This window comes from Streptomyces sp. NPDC050610 (assembly GCF_040654875.1).
GTDB lineage: Bacteria > Actinomycetota > Actinomycetes > Streptomycetales > Streptomycetaceae > Streptomyces.
Window position 1 is genome coordinate 455,724 of sequence record NZ_JBFAIV010000001.1, and the last position, 20,908, is coordinate 476,631.

The 20,908-nt window shown below is 72.0% G+C and carries 17 protein-coding genes; 3 read left to right on the plus strand and 14 right to left on the minus strand.

Going from position 1 to position 20,908, the window contains the following annotated elements; translation table 11 throughout:
- Nucleotides 1–127: 127 nt before the first annotated feature.
- The 4 genes from AB0I22_RS02090 to AB0I22_RS02105 form a co-directional block, all read right to left on the minus strand.
- A complete protein-coding gene (locus AB0I22_RS02090) occupies nucleotides 128–1,066 on the minus strand; it encodes an aminoglycoside phosphotransferase family protein (RefSeq protein ID WP_363128654.1) in 939 nt (312 codons plus the stop codon).
- Between the two features lie 487 nt (nucleotides 1,067–1,553).
- Nucleotides 1,554–2,822: an MFS transporter gene (locus AB0I22_RS02095; protein ID WP_363128655.1), complete on the minus strand. Its 1,269-nt coding sequence runs from the start codon at nucleotides 2,820–2,822 to the stop codon at nucleotides 1,554–1,556.
- Nucleotides 2,823–2,936: 114 nt separating this feature from the next.
- Complete coding sequence (locus AB0I22_RS02100) at nucleotides 2,937–3,647, minus strand: FadR/GntR family transcriptional regulator (protein WP_363128656.1); 711 nt, start codon at nucleotides 3,645–3,647, stop codon at nucleotides 2,937–2,939.
- A gap of 271 nt (nucleotides 3,648–3,918) precedes the next feature.
- Nucleotides 3,919–5,532: an AMP-binding protein gene (locus tag AB0I22_RS02105; protein ID WP_363128657.1), complete on the minus strand. Its 1,614-nt coding sequence runs from the start codon at nucleotides 5,530–5,532 to the stop codon at nucleotides 3,919–3,921.
- Nucleotides 5,533–5,754: 222 nt separating this feature from the next.
- Between AB0I22_RS02105 and AB0I22_RS02110 the strand changes: the two genes are divergently transcribed.
- Nucleotides 5,755–6,645 carry a LysR substrate-binding domain-containing protein gene (locus AB0I22_RS02110; protein ID WP_363128658.1) on the plus strand — a complete coding sequence of 297 codons (891 nt, stop codon included), beginning with the start codon at nucleotides 5,755–5,757 and terminating at the stop codon, nucleotides 6,643–6,645.
- 242 nt (nucleotides 6,646–6,887) lie between these two features.
- Here the strand turns inward: AB0I22_RS02110 and AB0I22_RS02115 are convergent, their stop codons facing one another.
- Nucleotides 6,888–8,588, minus strand: coding sequence for an MFS transporter (locus AB0I22_RS02115; RefSeq protein ID WP_363128659.1), 1,701 nt, complete (start codon nucleotides 8,586–8,588; stop codon nucleotides 6,888–6,890).
- Between the two features lie 131 nt (nucleotides 8,589–8,719).
- On the opposite strand from AB0I22_RS02115, the gene AB0I22_RS02120 reads away from it, so the two are divergent.
- Together AB0I22_RS02120 and AB0I22_RS02125 are read left to right on the plus strand one after the other, a co-directional pair.
- Nucleotides 8,720–9,724, plus strand: coding sequence for an Lrp/AsnC family transcriptional regulator (locus AB0I22_RS02120; RefSeq protein WP_363128660.1), 1,005 nt, complete (start codon nucleotides 8,720–8,722; stop codon nucleotides 9,722–9,724).
- Complete coding sequence (locus AB0I22_RS02125) at nucleotides 9,721–10,500, plus strand: rhomboid-like protein (RefSeq protein ID WP_363128661.1); 780 nt, start codon at nucleotides 9,721–9,723, stop codon at nucleotides 10,498–10,500. The genes AB0I22_RS02120 and AB0I22_RS02125 overlap by 4 nt, the downstream gene beginning before the upstream one ends.
- A 46-nt stretch (nucleotides 10,501–10,546) precedes the next feature.
- On the opposite strand, the gene AB0I22_RS02130 is transcribed toward AB0I22_RS02125, so the two are convergent.
- The 9 genes from AB0I22_RS02130 to AB0I22_RS02170 all read right to left on the minus strand — a co-directional run bounded on the left by AB0I22_RS02130 (nucleotide 10,547) and on the right by AB0I22_RS02170 (nucleotide 20,907).
- Complete coding sequence (locus AB0I22_RS02130) at nucleotides 10,547–11,239, minus strand: hypothetical protein (protein WP_363128662.1); 693 nt, start codon at nucleotides 11,237–11,239, stop codon at nucleotides 10,547–10,549.
- 388 nt (nucleotides 11,240–11,627) lie between these two features.
- Nucleotides 11,628–12,440: an HAD family hydrolase gene (locus tag AB0I22_RS02135; protein WP_363128663.1), complete on the minus strand. Its 813-nt coding sequence runs from the start codon at nucleotides 12,438–12,440 to the stop codon at nucleotides 11,628–11,630.
- Entirely contained in the window at nucleotides 12,437–13,714 is a 1,278-nt protein-coding gene (serS, locus tag AB0I22_RS02140) for a serine--tRNA ligase (protein ID WP_363128664.1), read from the minus strand. Before serS ends, AB0I22_RS02135 begins: the two co-directional genes overlap by 4 nt.
- 670 nt (nucleotides 13,715–14,384) lie before the next feature.
- Complete coding sequence (gene pheA, locus AB0I22_RS02145) at nucleotides 14,385–15,329, minus strand: prephenate dehydratase (protein WP_363128665.1); 945 nt, start codon at nucleotides 15,327–15,329, stop codon at nucleotides 14,385–14,387.
- A 286-nt stretch (nucleotides 15,330–15,615) separates the two neighbouring features.
- Entirely contained in the window at nucleotides 15,616–16,887 is a 1,272-nt protein-coding gene (gene efeB, locus AB0I22_RS02150) for an iron uptake transporter deferrochelatase/peroxidase subunit (protein ID WP_363128666.1), read from the minus strand.
- The gene (locus AB0I22_RS02155) at nucleotides 16,887–18,857 is read right to left on the minus strand and encodes a copper resistance protein CopC (protein WP_363128667.1); all 1,971 of its coding nucleotides are present in this window, start codon (nucleotides 18,855–18,857) and stop codon (nucleotides 16,887–16,889) included. Before AB0I22_RS02155 ends, efeB begins: the two co-directional genes overlap by 1 nt.
- A 6-nt stretch (nucleotides 18,858–18,863) precedes the next feature.
- Nucleotides 18,864–19,337, minus strand: coding sequence for a copper chaperone PCu(A)C (locus AB0I22_RS02160; protein WP_363128668.1), 474 nt, complete (start codon nucleotides 19,335–19,337; stop codon nucleotides 18,864–18,866).
- Entirely contained in the window at nucleotides 19,337–20,002 is a 666-nt protein-coding gene (locus AB0I22_RS02165; protein ID WP_363128669.1) for an SCO family protein, read from the minus strand. The genes AB0I22_RS02160 and AB0I22_RS02165 overlap by 1 nt, the downstream gene beginning before the upstream one ends.
- Nucleotides 20,003–20,163: 161 nt before the next feature.
- Nucleotides 20,164–20,907, minus strand: a complete 744-nt coding sequence (locus AB0I22_RS02170) for a YcnI family protein (RefSeq protein ID WP_363128670.1) — start codon at nucleotides 20,905–20,907, stop codon at nucleotides 20,164–20,166.
- Nucleotide 20,908: the final 1 nt, after the last annotated feature.

The window sequence follows — 20,908 nt, forward strand, 5'->3', positions numbered from 1 at the left end:
TGACGGGTCCTGACGGGTCTTTACGGATCTTGATGGGTCTTTACGGATCTTGACGGGCGGCTCTTCACGGTTTGGTGCTTTGAGGGCCGGTTCCTTACAGCGGGCCGGTGCTTCGAGGGGCCGTTCCTCAACGTGCCAGCAGGGCGCGGGCCACGGCCGCCTGCTCCGGCCGTAGGGCATGCTCGCCGTCCTCCACGTCCCACAGGGAGTTCTGCAGCACCCGGCCGAGCGTCCAGCGCGCCGCCCGCTCCCGGTCCAGGCCGACCACCTCGGTCATCAGGTCGAAGCGGCGGCGCACGGCACGGTGCACGTCGCCGGTGGCCACGATGTCGTCCCACCGGTTGTCGAGGGCGGGCATCAGGTCGAAGCCGGCGTCGCCGGCGAGCGGCTTGGGGTCGATGGCCAGCCACGCCCCCCGGCCCGAACCGGGCGGTGGGGCCAGCACGTTCTCGTAGTGCAGGTCCCAGTGCAGCAGCCGGTCCCCGGGCTCGTCGAGCACCTCGCGTACGGCCTCGGCGCACCGCCGCAGCAGCTCGCGCTCGGCCGGGTCGCGCAGCGCGGGCAGCGCCTCGGGCACGTCGTCGAGCATGGCGGCGGCGATGTCGGCGAGAGTCCGCAGCCCGGCGGGGGCGGGGCGGGCCACGAGGTGGGCGAGCAGTTCGGAGAGGTCCATGAGGGCCGCTTCGGCGTCCGCCACGTGGGCGAGCGAGCGCCCGGCGTCGAGCCGTTCCAGGAGCATCGTCCCGGACTCGGCGTCGTGGTCGAGAAGCCGTACGGCCCGGTCGCCGTCCCAGGCCCGCAGCGCGACGGGCTCGCCGACGCTCTCCTCGTCCACGGGCTGGAACTTGAGGGCGGCGCGGGCTCCGTCGCTCCGCACCACGGGGAGGACGAGGGCGACCATGCCGTGCATGGGGGCGCCGTCCTGACGCAGCTGCCAGCGGTCCAGGAACTCGGTGGCCAAGCGGGGCAGTCCGGCGATCCAGGAGGGTCCGGTGCTGTCGCCGTGGTACCGGGTGTGGAGCTCGGCCAGTTTGGCGGGGACGGTGATGGTGGGGTGCGGGGGCATGGGGGAAGTCTGCCGGGGGTGGGGCGGGGGGGGCTTGGTTTTTTCGGGGCGGCCACCGTCCCGGCCCGGGCCCGGTCCTCAATCGCCGGACGGGCTGGTTTGGCCGGGGTTCGTTGTCCGGTGCGGGCTGGTTGTCCTCAAGCGCCGGACGGGCTGGGGGCGGTGCGGGTCCGCTGGGCGGGTGCGGGCCGTTCCGGCTGAGGCTCGGGGCGCCGCCCCGGACCCCGGTCCTCAATCGCCGGACGGGCTGATTTGGCCGGGGCTCGTTGTCCGGTGCGGGTTGGTCGTCCTGAAGCGCCCCGCGGGCTGGTTTGGCCGGGGCTCGTTGTCCGGTGCGGACCGCTCGTCCTCAATCGCCGGACGGGCTGAATGCGGTGGCCCTTGTGTCGCCGATGCGGCCGGGCGGGCTGGAGGTCCCGCGTTCTTCGGGAGCTGGCCCGCCCGGCGTCAGCTGTCGGATGTCAGCTGTCAGTTGGTGTCACCGGCGTCAGATCTTGCGGTCGCGGCCCGCGCCCAGGCCGAGGAGGACGAGGCCGACGCACACCGCGAGGAGGATTGCGATCGGTACGGACCAGCCGTCGGTGATCTGGTGCACCGCGCCGAGCGCGAGCGGGCCTACGGCGGCCAGCAGGTAGCCCCCGGTCTGGGCCATGCCCGAGAGGCGGGCCGCGGTGTGTGCGTCGCGGGTGCGGAGCACCATCATCGTGAGTGCGAGGCCGAGTGCGCCGCCCTGTCCGACGCCCAGCAGCGCCGCCCACACCCAGGCTCCGGCCACCGGTGCGACCAGCAGGCCGGCGATGCCCGCCGCCATGAGGGCGACGACCGCTACGGCCAGGAGCCGCTGGTTGCGCATCCGTCCGGCGAGCATCGGCACGACGAACGAACCGACCATCTGCACCAGCGTGTTGAACGCGAAGACCAGTCCGGCCTGGCTCTTGCTCATGCCGTTGTCGGTGAAGATCGTCGGCATCCAGGCGATGCAGACGTACGCGACCAGCGACTGCGAGCCCATGAACAGCGTGATCTGCCACGCGAGCGGCGAGCGCGAGATGTTCGGGCCGTCCTCGACGAGGTGCTTCGGGGTGGCGGCGGCAGCGCCGTGCTTGGTGCCGCGGCGGGCGATGAGCACCTGGGGTATCCAGACGACGGCCGCGACCGCGGCCAGTACGGACCAGGAGGCGAGCGAGCCGCGCCAGCCGCCGAGCGCCTTCTCCAGCGGTACGGCGGCGGCGGCCGAGGCGGTCGCGCCCAGGATCATCGCGGTCGAGTAGAGCGCGGTCATGCCCGCGGCCTTCTCCGGGAAGTCCCGCTTGATCAGGCCCGGCATCAACACGTTGAGCAGGGCTATCGCGGTGCCGACGAGCGCACAGCCGACGAACAGGGCGACGACGGGCGGTGCGATGCGCAGCAGGATGCCGCCGCACAGCAGCGCGAGCGCGCCGAAGAGGACCGCCTCGGTGCCCCAGCGGCGGGCCAGTTTGGGGGCGGCGATCGAGCCGAGGCCCATGAAGACCAGGGGGATGGTCGTCACCAGGCTGCTCACGGTGGCCGTGAGGTGGAAGTGGTCGCCGATCTCGCCGACCAGCGGCGATACGCCCGAGAGGGCGGCCCGCATGTTGAGCGAGGCCAGCACGATGCCGAGGAGGACCAGCGCGGGGTGGGCCCGCAGCCGACGCCGGGCCTCGGCCACGGGTGGCGCGGGCGACAGATCCTCCTCCGCGTCGATCAGTGGTGCTTCGGACCTCGTCTCCGACATGGTTCGCCTCTCCGAATCTGAGTACCTAGGTGGTTGATGCATGTATTTGGGCGGATGGATCTGCGGCACGCGGGTGCAGCCGCCTGCCCGGCGGCCCGGGCTTCCCCGGCCGGCTCAGAGCTCGGCCAGCAACGCCTCGACGGTCTGCTTCGGGCGTGCGAGCAGTTCGCGGGCGGCGCGCTCGGCGGCCTCGGGGTCGCCCGACGCGATGGCGTCGAGGACGGCCCGGTGGTCCCCGTGCATGACCTTCGGCATCTCGCGGTCCCCGAGCGACGAGACCAGCGCCTCCCGCACGGAGCTGGCGAACCAGCCGTATGTAGCCGTCAGCGCGGCGTTGTGCGCGGCCTCGACCACGGCCTTGTGGAACTCGACGTCGTGGTCGGCGTACAGCTCCAGGCTCCCGGAGGCGGGCTGGCCCTCCGCGTCCTGCAGCCGCGTCTGCGCGTCCAGCGCCGCCGCCATCCGCTTCAGGTCGGCGGGCTCGTGCCGCAGCGCGGCCAGCCGGGCGGCCTCCGCCTCCAGCGCGATCCGCAGCTCCAGCACGTCCCGGACCCCGGCCCGCTGCACGCCGCGCATGATGTCGCCGGGGTCGGCCATGGAGACCACGAAGGTCCCCTCGCCCTGCCGCGAGCGCAGCATTCCGGCGTGCACGAGCACGCGCACCGCCTCGCGGACGGTGTTCCGCCCGACCTGGAGCTGTTCGGCCAGCGCGTGCTCGGTGGGGATGCGCTCCCCGACCCGCCACTCGCCCGCCGCCAGCTGCGCGCGCAGCTGATCGACGACGGTGTCCACCAGGGACTGCCGCCCCGCCGCCTGCAATGCCATGCGCGCGCTCCTCACGCCGGAAGGCCATGCCGAAGCGGCATGGCGCCGAGATGCCCACCCGACCCCATTGGCCCGGTTGCCCAGTCATCCTACAACTGAAGATACTCTACAGCCGCAGTCGTCCTACAACCGCACGTCGTCCTGAAGCCGCGGTCGCCCTGCAACCGCAGCCGTCCTTGTGCCCAATGGCCATGTCCAACGGCCGTGCCCCATGGCCGAAAGTCGCCGGGCGCGCCCCCTTGCCGCAGGGGCGCGCCCGGCGCGTACGGCGTCACTCCCCCAACGTCGTCCGCAGCAGTTTCTTGTCCGGCTTGCCCACCGAGGTCAGCGGGATGCGCGGCAGTGAGTGGACGGCGGCCGGGGCGTACATCGGGCCCTTGTGCTCCGTCACGTACTCCCGGATCAGGTCGCGGTCCACGCTGTGGCCCGGCGCGGGGACGATCGCGGCGTGCACCTGTTCCACGTCGTCCGCGCCGCGCACGCCGAAGACGGCGACCTGGGCGACGGCGGGGTGGGTCAGGAGCAGGTCCTCCAGTTCGCCGGGGTACACATGGCCGCCCACGACGATGATCATGTCCTTGATCCGGTCGACGATGTACAGATAGCCCGCCGCGTCCAGATACCCGACGTCCCCGGTGCGCACCCACCCGTCGTGCAGGGTCTGGGCGGTCAGCTCCGGCTGCTTCCAGTAGCCGCTCATGATCATCTGGGTGGCCACGTGGATCTCGCCTATGCGGTCCGCCGCCAGCGCGTTCCCGGCCTCGTCGCGGATCTCGATCCGCACGCCGCCCATCGGCCTGCCGACCGTGACCTGGCCGCCGTGGCCCGTCAGCTCGTGCTCGTCGGGGCCCACCGCGCTGATCCAGCCCGCCTCGGACTGCCCGTACGCGCCGTAGAGCACCGGCCCCAGCGCCTCCTGGGCCTGCCGCAGCCGGCTCGGCGAGGCCGGCGAGCCGCCGTAGGTGACGCGGCCGAGCGAGGACAGGTCGGTGGTGGCCAGGTCGGGGTGGTCGAGGAGTTCGTAGAGCAGCGGGGGCAGCAGCCAGATGTGGGTGATCCGCTCCCGCTCGATCGCGGCGAGCACCTGGCCGGCGTCGAAGGACCGCTGCAGCACCACCGAGCCGCCCCCGGCCAGCGTGATGTCGGCGAGCACGCCGGACAGGTGGGCGAGCGAGGTGGCGGCCAGGAAGCGGGACGGGTGGCCGGCGCCGGGAATGGGGTATTTCAGGTGCTCGGCGTACGGGCCCTGCGCCATGCACACGCCCTTGGGGACGCCCGTGGTGCCGCCCGTCTGCCGGATGGCCCAGTCGTCCTCGGGGTGCGCCGCGTTCGGCACCGGGTCGGCCGGCCGCCGCGCCGCGCACGCCAGCAGGTCGTCGCCGAGCCCGCTCGGGCCGAACGACGCGACCGGCACTCCGGGCAGCCGGGACACCAGCTCCCGCGGACCCTCGGCCAGCTCCGGATCGACGAGCAGGAGTTCCGTGTCGACGCTCTCCGCGACCCTTGCCAGCACTTCGGGCGCCATGCCCACATAGAGGTAGTCCACGCGCGCGCCGAGCAGGTTCGCCGCGTACCGCGCGCTGAGCGCCTCGGGCCGGTTGCCCACGAGCATGGCGACGGTGAAGTCGCGGCCGACGCCGCGGGCTGCCAGTTCCGCCGCCAACCGGTAGGTCTCGTCCCGGAACTCGCCCGCCGTGACGTGCTCGCCGTTCGCCTTCGTCACGACCGTGCGCCCCGGGTCGCGCGCCAGCTCCGCGAGGATGCTCTCCACATAGCTCACGAAACCGGGCGGGGGAGGGGACGCGGAAGCGGAGGCCGCCGGGGTGGTGCCGGTATCGGTATCGGTGTCGGAGTCGGTGTCCGCGCTGGTGTCGGTGTCGCTCATGTGCTGTGACCCCTCTACGAGTTGTCTGCTACGAGTTGTCTACGAGGTGTATGCGAGTTGTCTTCGAGTCGGCTATGAGCCGCCATGCGGATAACGGGGCGGTGTGCGTGCGTAACCGTCCGTCATGACCTGCGAGATCGACGGTAGGCCACGAACCTCATGCGTTCCATGACCAATTCCGCCATGTGATCATGTCCGGAAAGGCATGAGACGAGGACACCCATGGACCTCCTGTCGCTGCGCTGCTTCCAGGCCGTGGCGCGGCACGAGCACATCAGCCGGGCCGCGGCCGAACTGCGCGTCGCCCAGCCCTCCGTGAGCCGCACGATCGCCCGGCTGGAGGCCGAACTCGGCGTGCGGCTCTTCGACCGGCACGGCCGCCAGGTGCGCCTCAACCGGTATGGCGCCGCCTTCCTGCACCGCGTCGACCGCGCGCTGGGCGAACTGGACGACGGGCGCCGCGAACTCGCCGACGCGGCCGGACTCGACCACGGCACGATCGCCCTCGCCTCCGAGACGCTGCTCTCGCTCACCGGCCTGCTCGCGGAGTACCGCAGCCGGCACCCCGGCATCCGCGTCCGCCTCTTCCAGTCCACCGCCGAGGCCATGGGCCGCCAACTCCGCGCCCGCGAAGTCGACTTCTGCCTCGCCTCCCAGACCCTCACGGGCCCGTCCCTCGGCTCCGTCGAACTCCTCCGCGAAGAAGTGCTCCTCGCTGTCCCCCTCGGCCACCCGCTGGCCGGCCGCGAGAGCGTCGGCGTACGCGCCCTCGCCGACGAACCCTTCATCGCCACCCGCCCCGGCCACTGGCAACGCACCCTGCTGGACCGCCTGTTCGCGGCCGAAGGGCTCGTGCCCACCATCGGCTGCGAGGGCGACGAGCCCGGCGCGGCCCCGATGCTGATCAGCGCGGGCCTCGGCATCGGCCTCCTCCCCGCCATGTCGCGCGGCGCGATCAGCCACTCCCCCGTCGCCCTCCTCCGCCTCGACGCCCCGCACTGCGACCGCACCCTGTCCCTCGTCTGGCGCGACGACATCTATCTCTCCGCCGCCGCCCGGAAGTTCAGATCGCTCGCCGTGGAGCGGAAGGGCCGGCCGCCGACGGAGCCGTGACGGCCGTTGCCGGAGGCGGCGGAAGCCGTACGTATCCGACGGTCTGCCGTACGTCACAGACGGCCTTCGGCCTTACGGAGCGGCTGTACGCGCGTACGAAACCGTCCGAGTACGGGAGCGGCCTCGTACGGGTACGGGCGTGGCTCCGTACGGGTAGGGGCGTGGCTCCGTACGGGTAGGGGCGCGGGGTCCATACGAGCGCCCCCACCAGCCGCCCGCCAACCCCGCGCCCCACGTGCCCCTTACGCCCCCACCCGCTCCGACTCCGGACGCCCCACAGTCCCGTTGCCGTTGCCGTTGCCGTTGCCGTCGCCGTCGCCGTCGCCGCCCCCGCCCCCGCCATCCCCGCCGTCGGGGCCCGCTTCCGCCTTCGGCCCCGAAGCCGCCTCCGGCTCGTTCCGGCGCACCACGGCCAGGACCACCAGCCCCGCGGCCACCGCCACGATGCCCGAGATCAGGCAGATGCGGTCCAGCCCGGCCACGAACGACTCGTGGACCAGCGACTCGACGCCCTGCCGCGCCGCGCCCGTTGGGGCCGAGGCGACGATCTCCCCGGAGTGGCCGCCGCTGATCGCCTCGGCTGCCCGGCCCCCGGCGTCCGCCGGAAGCGCGTCGCTGCCCGAGACCATGCCGCGCACCCGGCTCGCGAAGACCATGCCCAGGATCGCGATCCCGAGCGCGTACCCCATCTGCCGGAAGGTGTTCACGGCGCCGCTCGCCATCCCGCCGCGCTCCGGCGGGGCCGCGCCGAGGGCGGCCGAGACCAGCACCGGCATGGACATTCCGACGCCGAGCCCGCCGAGGGCGAGCCCCGGCGCGAGCGCGGCCCAGCCCGAGTCGGCGGACAGCAGGAGCGAGTGCGTCAGCGCGCCCGCGCCGATGAACACCATGCCGATGCCCAGCGGCAGCTGCGGAGCGACCCGGTGCAGCAGTCGGCCGCCCACGGCGCCCACCACCAGCGACACCGCGGCCATCGGCATCACCGCGAGCCCCGCCTGCATCGGGGACAGCCCCAGCACCGTCTGCAACCACAGCCCGGCGTAGGTGAGGTACGGGAACGCCGCCGCCTGAAGCAGCAGGGCCGCCGCCATCAGCACCGCGAACGACGGGCGGCGGAACAGCTTCAGCTCCAACAGCGGCTGCCGGGCCCGGCGCTCCACGGCCAGGAAGACGATCAGCGCGGCGAGCGCCACCAGCAGCGCCGCCAGGGTGCCGGAGTCCGACCAGCCGTGCTCGCCGCCGCGCATCAGCCCGTACGTCAGGCCGCCCGCGCACACCGTGAACGAGATCGCGCCCGGCCAGTCGATGCCCGGCCGGGTCCCCCGCGGGCCGGTCGGCTCCAGGCGCGACTCCTTGACCGAACGGAGGGTGGCCCACACCGCGACGGCGGTCAGCGGCAGGTTGACCCAGAAGATCCACCGCCAGTCCGCGTACTCGGTCAGCAACCCGCCCAGCAGCGGTCCGACCGCCGTCGCGGCCCCGCCCGTACCGCCCCACACGCCGAACGCGACGCCGCGGTCCCGGCCCGAGTACGTCGCCATCAGCAGCGGAGTGTTGGTGGCGAACATCGCCGCCGCCCCCGCGCCCTGCACGGCCCGCGCCACGATCAGCACGGTCCCGTCCGGCGCCAGGCCGCAGGCCAGCGAGGACACCGCGAAGACGATCAGCCCCAGTACGTACAGCCGGCGACGGCCGAAGAGATCCGCCGCGGAACCGGCCACCATCAGCAGCGCGGCCAGCGCCAGCGCGTAGATGTCCATCACCCACTGGAGCGAGGAGAAGGACGTGTTCAGCCCGTGCGCCATCTGGGGCAGGGCGGTGTTGACGATGGTGACGTCCACCAGCAGCATGAAGTTGCCGAGGGTGATGGCGACGAGCGGCCACCATTTGCCGCGTGCGGCGCCGTCCGGGCCGCCGCCCGGACCGCTGCGCGGGTTCCGCATGTGTTGCTCCCGAAGAGAGGCGGCCCGTCTCTGCCGCGGGCCCCGTGACCACCACCGTCGGCCGCAACCCGGTTTTGCACACAGCCACGGCCCGCGGGGCGGCGTTATCCGACACCGGTTAGCCTCATGTGGTGAAAACCGACAGCCGCGACGAGTTCGACCTGCGGCTCGTCCACGCGCTCCAGCTCGACGGGCGGGCCCCCTTCAGCCGGATAGCCGAGGTGCTCGGCGTCTCCGACCAGACCGTCGCGCGCCGCTACACCCGGCTGCGCACCAGCGGCGCGATCAAGGTACTCGGCCTCACCGCCCCCGGCGTGCTCGGCGAGACGGTCTGGCTCGTACGGGTCCACTGCACGCCCGACGCGGCCACCGCCGTCGCCGAGGCGCTCGCCCGCCGCCCCGACACCTCCTGGGTGAGCCTGCTGTCCGGCGGCACCGAGATCGCCGCCGTCACGCGCGTCGCCAGCGACCGGGACGGCGAGGCGCTGCTGCTGGAGAAACTGCCGCGGACGCCCCAGGTGACCGGCATCACCGCGCACTGCCTCATCCACGAGTTCTTCGGCGGCCCGCAGGGGCTCGTCAACAAGTCCGAGTCGCTGACCCCGGACCAGATCGAGCGGCTGACCGCCTACGAACCGGAGACCGGGCCCGGCGCGGGCCCGCCCCCCGTGCTGAGCGCCGCCGACGAGCGGCTGTGCGCGGCGCTCGCCCGCGACGGCCGCGCCCCGCTCGCCGAGCTGAGCGCCGTCACCGGCTGGTCCCAGTCGACCGTACGCCGCCGCCTCGCCGAACTCCGGTCGCGGGGCGTCCTGTTCTTCGACATCGACTACGACCCCCGCGCCTTCGGCCACGGCACGCACGTCGTCCTGATGCTCTCCGTGCCGCCCGCCGCCGTGCACGAGACCGGCGAGGCGCTGGCCGGCCACCCCGAGATCGCCTTCGCCTGCGCCATCACCGGCCCGTACAACCTGATGGCCGTCGCCATCTGTGCCGACGTACAGGCCCTGTACGCCTACCTGACGTCGCGCGTCGCCTCGCTGTCGGCCGTCCAGCGGATGGAGACGTCCCCGGTCATCCGGCAGGTCAAGTCCGCGGGCCCGTACTTCGCCGCACCACGGCGGCGAAGCCGCCCATGAACGGCGGCGACCGCGAAGGGCTCGCCCCGGAGCGGCAGGAACTCGACCCGCTCGCCCGCGGCGCACGGGCCGTCTCCGCCGACTTCCCGCCGGCCGTACGCGCCGCACGGGCGGTACGCACCTGGGTACGGTCCGCCCCCGGCACCCACATCTGGCTGCTCATCATCGGCATCACCAGCCTCGTGATCGCCGCCGCGAGCCAGGGCCTGGAGACCTTCCTCCTGCACCGCACCAGCAGCAACATCCACGAACTCGACAAACACCCCACGCAGTCCCTGCTCATCAGCGGATTCTGGATCGAGAGCCCGTCCTCGTTCCTCCTCTACGCGGGCCTCTTCGAAGTCGCCCACGCCAACGTCGAACGCTGGGTCGGCACCCTGCGCTGGCTCCTCACGGTCGCCATCGCCCACATCGCGGCCACACTGATCAGCCAGGAAGTCCTGCTCCTGGCCATCCGCGACCACTCCCTGCCGCACTCGATGAAGCACGTCGTCGACATCGGCGTCTCCTACGGCCTCGCCGCCGCCGCGGGCCTCCTCACCTACCGCTTCCCCCGCCCCTGGCGCTGGCTCTACGCCACCGGCACGGTCCTCTTCTTCGCCCTCCCCCTCCTCGCGGACGCCAGCTACACCGACATCGGCCACGCCATCTCGCTGGCGCTGGGCCTGTCCGCCTGGCCGCTGACCCGGGGCCGCCGGCCTTGGCGCTTCCTGCCGCTGTCCGAACTTCGCCGCCTCCACCACTCCATGGCACGGCGGCCCGGCCCCGACCATTAGGCCGGGTCCGAGCCGCCGCGGTTTCATCACGTCAGCAGCGCCGCTGTCAGCGGTGACGCCGACGCCGATGCGGCGGAGTGAGCGCGGCCAAGCGCTCACTCATCGCGCAGACGACGCGATTCGTGGCATGCAGCCGCCGGTCGAAATCGTCGAGCCGGTGGTCGATGCCGTTCAACCGGTCATCGATGCCGTCGAGCCGCTGATCGATGCGGTCCAACCGCGCCGAGATCCGCCCGATGACCGGCCCCAGCTCCCGCAGCGCCGTGCCGACGCCGGCCATGCACGTCTCAAGGGCGGTCACCCGCCGGTCGAGCGAGGCGTAGCCGGGCGACGGCTCCTGCTGCCCGCTCGCGCGGTACGGCTCCTCTACGTCGAGGAGGTACGTACGCACGCGCTGGGCGACGGCGCTGTCGCGCAGCAGCATGGCGACGTTGAGGACGGCCCTGCGGGTGAAGAGGGTCAGGTTTGAGCGGACCTGTGGATAACCCTCATTCGAATTTCCCTTCGAGATGGACAAGATGTCCATCTCGAACATTCGCAGGTCATCGCCTCGAACAACCCGCAGGCCGTTGTCTTCCAGCTCGTCGCGGTGACGCTGGACGACCTTCTGCACAGCCTCCCTGTGGATTTCGAAGAACGCGGCCACGTCCTCCGTCGTGATGTGGATCCCGTCGGGGAGCAGCCGCAGCGCTCCCACCTTGTCGAGCACTTCTACGTGCCCCATGACGCTGTCGCGCATCGCGCGCGACTCCAGCAGTGCAGCTTCCGGTGGCATGAGGATGCCTTCCTTGGTCCGGAACGGTTCGGTGGAAGCCCGTATCCAGGGCGCAGGAGCGGAAGCTGCTCACGTGGCCACAAACCCTATGACCGGCTCTGTCGACCGGCCTTCCTCTACTTCACGAACCCTCGACGCCTCGAACTCCAGTTGCCTCCGCGCACCAGGGACAACGAGCCGACAAACGTACGGTTACTGCGGACAGGTGATCCCATCCGGAGGCGCTCACTCCGGGCCCCCGGCCTGAGCTGGGCGGCAGCCTGTGGATAACTTCGCTCGAAAACCCTTTCGAGGGGGACAAGCTGTCCCCCTCGAAAGCCATTTCGAGCAGTCACCCAGCCTTCAGCCGGCCTCAGCCGAAGAGGCGTTCCAAAACCACCGCGATCCCGTCGTCCTCATTCGAGGCGGTGATCTCGTCCGCGACGGCCTTGAGGTCGTCGTGGGCGTTGGCCATGGCGACGCCGTGGGCGGCCCAGCCGAACATGGGGAGGTCGTTGGGCATGTCGCCGAAGGCGACCGTGTCGGCGGCCTTCATGCCGAGGCGGCGGGCGGCGAGGGAGAGGCCGGTGGCCTTGGTCAGGCCGAGGGGGAGGAGCTCGACGATGCCCGCGCCGGCCATCGTGACCCCGACCAGGCCGCCGGCGACGGCGTGCGCGATCTCGGCGAGGGCGTCGTCGGACAGCTCGGGGTGCTGGAGGTAGATCTTGTTCAGGGGCGCGGACCACAGGTCGGCCGGTTCCTTGAGCGGGGTGACCGGCAGCGGGCCCTCCTGGCTGCGGTAGCCGGGGCCGACGACGACCTGGCCGTCGAGGCCGTCGCGGCTGGCGGCCAGGTAGAGCGGGCCGACCTCCGCCTCGATCTTGGCGAGGGCCAGCCCGGCGAGCTGCCGGTCGAGGGTGACGGAGGTCAGCAGCCGCTGCTCGCCCGCGTGGTAGAGCTGCGCGCCCTGCCCGCACACCGCGAGTCCCTGGTAGTCGAGCGCGTCCAGTATGTGCTTGGTCCACGGCACGGCGCGGCCCGTGACCACGATGTGCGCCGCCCCGGCGCCGGTGGCCAGGGCGAGGGCCTCGCGGGTGCGCTCCGAGACGCTGTGGTCGGCGCGCAGCAGCGTGCCGTCGAGGTCGGTCGCGACGAGCCGGTACGGCGGCGGGGCGGCGGCGCTCACTTGGCGACCGGCTCCAGGAACTCCCGCCCGCCGAGGTAGGGACGCAGCACCTCGGGCACCCGCACCGTTCCGTCGGCCTGCTGGTGGTTCTCCAGGAGCGCGACGATCGTGCGCGGCACGGCGCACAGCGTGCCGTTGAGCGTGGCCAGCGGCTTGACGTGCTTGCCGTCGCGCATCCGGACGGAGAGCCGGCGGGCCTGGAACTCATTGCAGTTCGAGGCGGAGGTCAGCTCGCGGTACTTGCCCTGGGTGGGGATCCACGCCTCGCAGTCGAACTTGCGGGAGGCGGAGGAGCCGAGGTCGCCGGTGGCCACGTCGATGACCTGGAAGGGCAGCTCCAGGCCGGTCAGCCACTGCTTCTCCCAGTCCAGCAGCCGCTGGTGCTCGGCCTCGGCGTCGTCGGGGTCGACGTACGAGAACATCTCGACCTTGTCGAACTGGTGCACCCGGAAGATGCCGCGGGTGTCCTTGCCGTACGTGCCGGCCTCGCGGCGGAAACACGGCGAGAAGCCCGCGTAGCGCAGCGGCAGCTGCGACGCGTCGAGGATCTCGTCCATGTGGTACGCGGCGAGCGGCACCTCGGAGGTGCCGACGAGGTAGTAGTCGTCCTTCTCCAGGTGGTACACGTTCTCGGCGGCCTGGCCGAGGAACCCGGTGCCCTCCATGGCGTGCGGGCGGACCAGCGCGGGGGTGAGCATCGGTACGAAACCGGCCTCGGTGGCCTGCGCGATGGCGGCGTTGACCAGCGCGAGCTCCAGCAGCGCGCCGACCCCGGTGAGGTAGTAGAAGCGCGAGCCGGACACCTTGGCCGCCCGCTCCACGTCGATGGCGCCGAGCGCCTGGCCGAGCTCCAGGTGGTCCTTGGGCTCGAACCCCTCGCTCGCGAAGTCGCGCGGCGTGCCGACGGTCTCCAGGAGGGTGAAGTCCTCCTCGCCGCCCACGGGCACGTCCGGGTGGACGAGGTTGCCGAGCTGCCGCAGCAGGCGCTGGGTCTCCTCGGCGGCCTCGCCCTGTTCGGCGTCGGCGGCCTTGACGGCGGCGGACAGCTCGCCGGCCTTCTTCAGCAGCTCGGCCTTCTCGTCGCCGGCGGCCTTGGGGACGAGCTTGCCGATCGACTTCTGCTCGGAGCGCAGCTCGTCGAAGCGCACGCTGGACGACCTGCGCCGCTCATCGGCGGAGAGGAGTGAGTCGACGAGCGCGACGTCCTCTCCACGGGCGCGCTGGGAGGCGCGGACACGGTCGGGGTCCTCACGGAGCAGGCGAAGGTCAATCACCCCCTCAGGTTACCTTCGCGCGCTCCGGCAGAGCGAAGCGATATTCCTTTGCGTGTCGTTATGACCGTTTTGCCGGAAGTCAAAAAGAAGTGAATGCGGCGAACGGAGCGTGGCCGGGGAATTTCCGAACGGTGACCGAAAAGGGGTGAATGGGTCAGAGGCCGACCGTCGTCCCGCCTTGTGTGCGGCGGCAGTTGGCCGCGGTTGTCCACAGGTCGTGGGGATTGAATTTCCTTTATCCACAGGGTGTGAGCAAGTTCTGTGGATGTTGACGGTGATCGTTCTGCCCGTTCTGCGGTAGGCGAGGAATTTCTGGTTCAAACCGGGCTCACGCGCTCATTCGGGTGGGAATGGATCGCTCAAAAGGGTTGAACGAGAGAATTGAGGTGACGGTCACGGTGGGCGGGGCTGTGGATGGCGGAGCGGTGGCTAGAGAGATTTGTCGATGATTCCGGGCCGCCGTGTCGACTTGTCCCCAGGATGGCGAAGGGCCTGTGGATAACTCGCAGGGTTGTGCACAGGTGCACAGAGAGCCATCAACAGCCCGCATCAACAGACTCGGCGACAGCCCTCATCAACAGCCCCCATCAACATCCCCACCAGCAGCCCCGTCAGCAGCCCTCCGAAGCGGGAGCCCGCCGGCCCGCCGCCCACCACACGCCGGCGCCGCTCAGCCCCGCCCGTCCTGGCAGCGCGCCAGCCAGTCCGCGGCCACCTCGAACTCACTGTCCGACGTCCCCGGCCGTACCTCCCCCAGCAGCGCCGCATCCGACGCGTCGACCCCCGCGCGCGGGTACGACCCGAGGAACCGCACCTTCGGGCAGATCCGCTTGAGCCCCATCAGCGCCTCGCCCACCCGCCGGTCCGTGATGTGCCCCTCGCAGTCAACGGAGAAGCAGTAGCGCCCGATCCCCTCGCCCGTCGGCCGCGATTCGATGCGCATCATGTTCACCCCGCGCGCCGCGAACTCCTGCAACAGCTCCAGCAGCGCGCCCGGATGGTCGTCGCCGAGCCAGATCACCAGCGAGGTGCGGTCCGCGCCCGTACGCGCCGCGGGCCGGGCCGGGCGGCCGACCAGCACGAACCGGGTCTGCGCGGTCCGCGCGTCGTGGATGTCGGTGACCAGCGGCTGGAGCCCGTACGTCGGGGCGGCGAACTCCCCCGCGAACGCAGCGTCGTAGCGGCCCTCCTGGACGAGCCGCGCGCCGTCCGCGTTCGAGGCTGCCGACTCCCACAGGGCGTCGGGCAGGTTGGCCGCGAGCCAGTTGCGGACCTGGGGCTGGGCGACGGGGTGCCCGGTGACGGTCTTGATGTCGCCGAGCGCGGTGCCGGGCCGTACGAGCAGCGCGAAGGCGATGTCCAGCAGCACCTCGCGGTAGATCATCAGCGGTTCGCCGGTGGCGAGTTCGTCGAGGGTGGCGGTGACGCCGCCCTCCACCGAGTTCTCGATCGGCACCAGGGCCGCGGCCGCCTCGCCGCCCCGCACGGCGTCCAGCGCCGTCGGCACAGACACCATCGGCACGAGCTCGCGCGTCGCCGACTCCGGCAGCGTTCGCAGGGCGGCTTCGGTGAACGTGCCCTCGGGGCCCAGATAGGTGTAACGGCTGGCCGACATCACGCTGGCTCCTCGTGAATCACAGGGAAGGGGGAGAGGGAAGGGGAAGAAGGGGGGAGAAGGGGGAAGCAACAGGGAAACAAGGGAACGGACCGGGCGGGCTGGGGAACCCGTCACGATACTCAGCCCCCGCGCCGCCCGCCCCGCCGTCCGGCCGTCGGACGACCAGGCGGCCTACGACCAGCCGATCTACGACCAGACGGCTGACGACCAGCAGTCGACGTCAACGGGCAGCGAGGCGGGCGGCCACGGCCACGGCCACGACTACAGCCACGGCACAAGCCCGTCACCCCTCCAGCAGCGCCTGCCCCACATACGCTCCCGACCCCGACCCCGACCCCGGCTTCGGCGCCGGCGGCACCGCGTACAGCCCGCTCGCCTCGTGCCGCAGGAAGCGGGAGAGCCCGTCCCCCCGGTCCAGCTTCCGCTGCACCGGCACGAACCCCTTCATCGGATCGGCCTGCCAGCAGACGAAGAGCAGCCCCGCGTCCGGCGCCCCGTCGTCGAGGAACCCGTCGTGGTACGAGAAGGGGCGCCGCAGCATCGCCGCCCCGTGGTTGGACTCCGGCGCCGCGACCCGGATATGGGCGTCGCCCGCGATGGCGATGGACCCGTCCTTGTTGAACTTGTCGAGGTCGACCGGCGTCGTCTCCGTACCGCCCGACAGGGGCGCGCCGTCCGACTTGCGACGCCCTATGACCCGTTCCTGGCGTTCCCGCGAGAGGTGGTCCCAGTCGTCGAGCAGCATCCGGATGCGCCGGACGACGGCGTACGAACCGCCGGCCATCCACGCCTCCGCCTCGGGGCCGCCGGAGGAGGGGACGAAGACGCGGGCGTCGAAGTCCTTGTCGGAGGGGTGCGGGTTGTTGGTGCCGTCGACCTGGCCCATGAGGTTGCGTACGGTCATCGGCTTCGCGGTCGCCCCCGGGGTGCGAGTGAAGCCGTTCATCTGCCAGCGCAGCCGCGCCGCGTCGCCCGCCTCCTTCTGGAGGGTGCGCAGGGCGTGGAAGGCGACGAGGGCGTCGTCGGCGCCGATCTGGATCCACAGGTCGCCTTCGCCGCGCTTCGCGTCGAGGGCGTCGGCGGTGAAGTGCGGCAGCGGTTCCAGGGCGGCGGGCCGCTTCGCGGTGAGTCCGGTGCGGTCGAAGAAGGTGCGGCCGAGGCCGAAGGTGATGGTGAGGGAGGAGGGGCCGGCGTCGTACGCGACGCCGCTGTCCTCCTTGGGGGCCTTGCCCGCCATGAGTTCCTCGGCCGCTTTCGACCAGCGGCGCAGCAGGGCGGCGGCGCTCTTGCGGTCGCCGCCGGGGGCGAGGTCGAAGGCGACGAGGTGGGCGGTGGCCTGGAGCGGGGTGGTGATGCCGGCCTGGTGCGCGGCGCGGCCGTCGGCGTGGAAGGCCACGGCGGTGGAGCCGACGGTGGTGAGGGCGGCGGGCGGGTCGGACCGTACGGCCTGTGCGGTGAACGCGCCGCCCGCGCCGCCCGCGACGAGCCCCGCGGCGCCTGCCGCGCCCGCGGTTCCCAGCAGGCGCCGCCTGGTGATGGGGTGTTCGGTCGTCATTAGTTGATCTTCACGTTCTTGATCTCCGTGACCTGGTCGATGTCGGAGGTTCGTACGGTCAGGGTGAGCTGCCAGGCGCCGGCCATGGGCAGTTGGAAGCCGGTGGCCTTCCAGTCCCCGGCGGCCTGGCGTTTGAGGGCGGTGTGCAGCGGGCCGATCTTCTTCTCCTTCTCGGTGAGGGAGATCTCCAGCTCGGGTACGTCCATGGGGCGTCCGGCGGGGTCGGTGGTGTGGGCTTCGACGGTGTTGTCGCCGGAGCGGGCGGGGTCGATGGTGATGTGGGCGGTGCCGCGGCCGCCGGCGGCGCCGGTGTCGTAGGGGATCTTGACTTCCACGGGCCCGGCGGAGGCGGTCCCGGACGGTGAACTGCCGGCGGCGGCCTGCTTCTGCTCGGTCTCGGCGCGGCCGGGCTGGGTGCCGGAGAGCACGGTGGTGACGGCGAGCAGGACGACGGCGACGCCGGTCTCGGCGAGTACGGAGCGGCGCAGTCCGGTGCGGTTCTCGTCGGCGTCGCGGCGGCGCAGGCCGGCGGCCCGGTCCATGGCGGCGCGCTGCCGGGCGAGTTGGGCGCTGCGCTCGGCGGAGCCCCCGCCGCCGACGCCCACCTTCGCCTTCTCCGCCTTCGCCTTCTCAGCCGCCTTGGCGGACTCGGTGGCCTTGGTGACCTTGGCGGCCTTGGAAGACGTCTTCGTCTTCTTACGGACATCCGCGCCGTCCGCGAGGCGGTTGGTCCAGCGCCGGGAGAAGTAGGCCAGGCCGACCACGACGGCGACGAGGCCGATCTTGATGAGCAGCCACCGGCCGTAAGCGGTGCCGGTCAGCGCGCCCCATGTGCCGACCTGCCGCCACGCCTGGTACGTACCGGTGGCGGCCAGCACGCAGACGGACGCGAAAGCGAGCCGGGAGAAGCGCTGGACGGCCGCGCGCCGGATGGGCGTGTCGGAGCGGAGGGTGACCAGGAGGGCGACGAGCCCGCCGAGCCAGACGCCGACGGCGAGCAGGTGGAGGATGTCGACGGGCATCGCGAGGTAGGGCTGGATGCCGACGGAGGCGTGTTCGGCGAGGGACCAGGTGGCGGCGAGCCCGGTGGCGACGACGGCGCCGCCGATGGCGAGCCCGTAGGCGAGACCGCGCCGGTCGGCCCCGGCGTCCCCCTTGCGCTCCCGCTCACGCGAAGCCGCGTCCCCCGCGTCCCCGGGCGCGTACGAGCCGAAGAGCACGGCGAGGAAGACGGCGGCGGCGCTGAGCAGCAGCAGCCGGGACAGCAGGGCCGCGCCGGGCTTGGTGGAGAGCACCCCGCCGAGCAGCGAGAAGTCGAGTACGGAGCCGAGCCCCTTGGTGTTCGTATAGGCCCCGCGGAGCAGCAGCAGCGCGGTGGTCGAGGCGAACAGGGTGACCCAGCCGCCGACGGCGATCTTCTGCACGGCCCGCGAGGAGCGGCTGACGCCCGCGAAGACGCAGCCGCCGACGAGGAGGACGAAGCCGGCGTAGGCGGCGTAGCGGCCGATGCCGTAGAGGGCTTCGACGGTCGGGTCGACGTCGGCGGCGGGGGCCTTGACGGTGGTCTTGGACGGGGCGCCGACGGAGAAGGTGAAGGCCCCGCCCACCGGGTGGCTGTCGGCGGAGACCGCCTGCCAGGCGACGGTGTACGTACCGTCGGCGAGCCCGCCGCGCAGGGCGACGGCGGCGGTGTCGGACGCGCCGTCCGCGTGGGCGGCCCTGCCCTCCTCGACGCGTTTGCCCTGCGGGTCGAGGACCCGCAGGGAGTCGGCGCTGAGCAGCACCCCTTCGGAGAAGGTGAGCTTGACCCGCTGGGGCGCGGTCTTGACGACCGATCCGTCGGCGGGGTCGGTGGCGGTGAGCGCGGCGTGCGCGGCGGCCGGTGACGCGCCGAGGGTCAGCGCGCACAGCAGCGCGGCGAGGAGGGCCCCGAGTATCGGCAGCAGCCGGCGGGCGGTGGGCAGGGGCATCGCGCGTCAGTCCTCGGGGCGGTACGTCGGAGGTTCGACCGGGAACTTGACCTTGATGGACTTGGAGTCGGCGAAGTGCAGCGTGAATTCGACCTTCTCGCCGACCTTGGGCAGATGGCCGAGCTTGCCGAGCATCAGGTGGTTCCCGCCGCGGGCCAGGGTGAGGGCGCCGCCCGCCGGGACGTCGAGCGACTTGGCCTCCTTCATCTGCGAGCCCTCGGTGACGTGCATGGTGACGTCGGGGGAGAGGGGGCTGCTGACGGAGGTGAGCCGGTCGGCCTTGCCGCCGTCGTTCTTGACGGTGAAGTACGCGGCGGCCATGTCGGCCATCGCGGGCTTGGGCACGTAGCCGCCGCTGACGGACAGTTCGGCGCGGTCCGGCTTGGACGAGTCGCCGGAGTCGCAGCCGGCGACGGCGACGAGAGCGGCGGCCACGACGAGGGGGAGGCCGGCGGCGGTGGCGACGGTGGCCTTGCGCATCAGGGGTTCTCCCCCTTGACGATCTTCGGGAGCTCGCGGGTGTAGTCCGCGGCGGTGCTCTTGGCGGTGTAGATCCAGTGCGCCTTGTCGTCCTTGGGGGAGTAGGCGACGACCTCGGCGCCGTGGCTGACGGTGATGGAGCCGTCCTTCTGCTTCTTCGGCTTGTCGACGAAGATGCCCAGCGGTTTGGCGGCGGCCTGGATGGTGGCGAAGTCGCTGGTGAGGCCGATGACCTTCTGGCCGCCCTGGGCGTCGAGCCATGCGCGCATCCGCTTGGGGGTGTCGCGGGCGGGGTCGGTGGTCACGAAGACCATCTGGAGCTTGTCCTGCTCGGCCTTGGGGAGCTTCTTCGCGGCGGCGGCCATGTCGGCGACGATGGTGGAGCAGACGTCGGGGCAGTAGGTGTAGCCGAAGTAGAGGAGGACGGGGCGGCCCTTGGTCTCCTTGATCAGGTCGTACTTCTTGTCGTCCGTGTCGGTCACGACCAGGTCGGGCTTGGCCTTGGTGGTGTCGAGGGTGAGCGCGCCGGTGCTCTTGTCGGCCCCGGAGACGGACATCGCGGGCTTGTCGCCCTTCGAGCCGTCGGAGCCGGAGTCGGAGCCGCAGGCGGTGAGGGAGAGCGCGGCGGTGGCGGCGAGTGCCGCGCCCAGGATCTTGGTGCGCATGGAGTTCTTCTCCGTAAGCGTGAAGGTGTGTCGGATGGGGTGGCGGGGCGGCGGAGGTCGGTTCCGCCGCCCCGTTCGGACCGTATGCCGGGGGCCCGGCGCGGGCGGTCAGCCGGTGCCCGCGTGCCGTCGGCGGCCGGTCCGGGGCCCGTTCCCGGCGGTCAGGCGCGGGAGCGTCGGCGGCCGGTGAACACGGCGTAGGCGACGCCGGCCACGCCGACGACGATGCCGACGATGCCGAGGACGCGGGCGGTGGTGTCGGAGCCGCCGTCGCCGGAGGTCTTCGAGCCGGCGGTCGCGGCCGTGTCGGACCGGCCGTCCTTGCTGTCGTGGCCGCTGCCCTTGTCGGCGGCGGGCGCGGTGAGCTTCAGGACGGGCGCGGGGTGGTCGGGCTCCTCGCCGCCGGGGGTGCTGGCGTCGATCCAGCGCACGACGTCGTTGTCGGAGTAGGTCTGGAGCGCCTTGAAGACGACCTGGTCGGCGTCCTTGGGCAGCGGGCCCAGCGAGACGGGGAACTGCTGGAAGCTGCCCGGCTCGATCTTCCCGCCGGTCCAAGTGATCTTGGTGACGGCCTCGTTGACCATGCCGTCGGCCGTCTTGATGGGCTTGTCCAGCTTGGTCTTGTCCACCTTGACGTCCCAGCCGGGCACGGGCTGCGTGGAGACCGACGGCAGGGGGTGCTTGGGGTCGAGGGTCACTTCGAGCTTGACCGTCGAGGCGTTGTCCTTCTCGTTCGGGACCTTGAAGGCGACGGTGGTGTAGCCGCCCTTCTCGGCGGTCCCCGGCTGCACGCTGACGTGCGCAAAGGCGGGTCCGGCGAGCAGCAGCACGGTACCGCCGGCGAGGGCGGAGACGAGGGGGAGACGGCGGAGCGCGGCGCGGCGTGCGGGGCGCGTGGTGGTCATG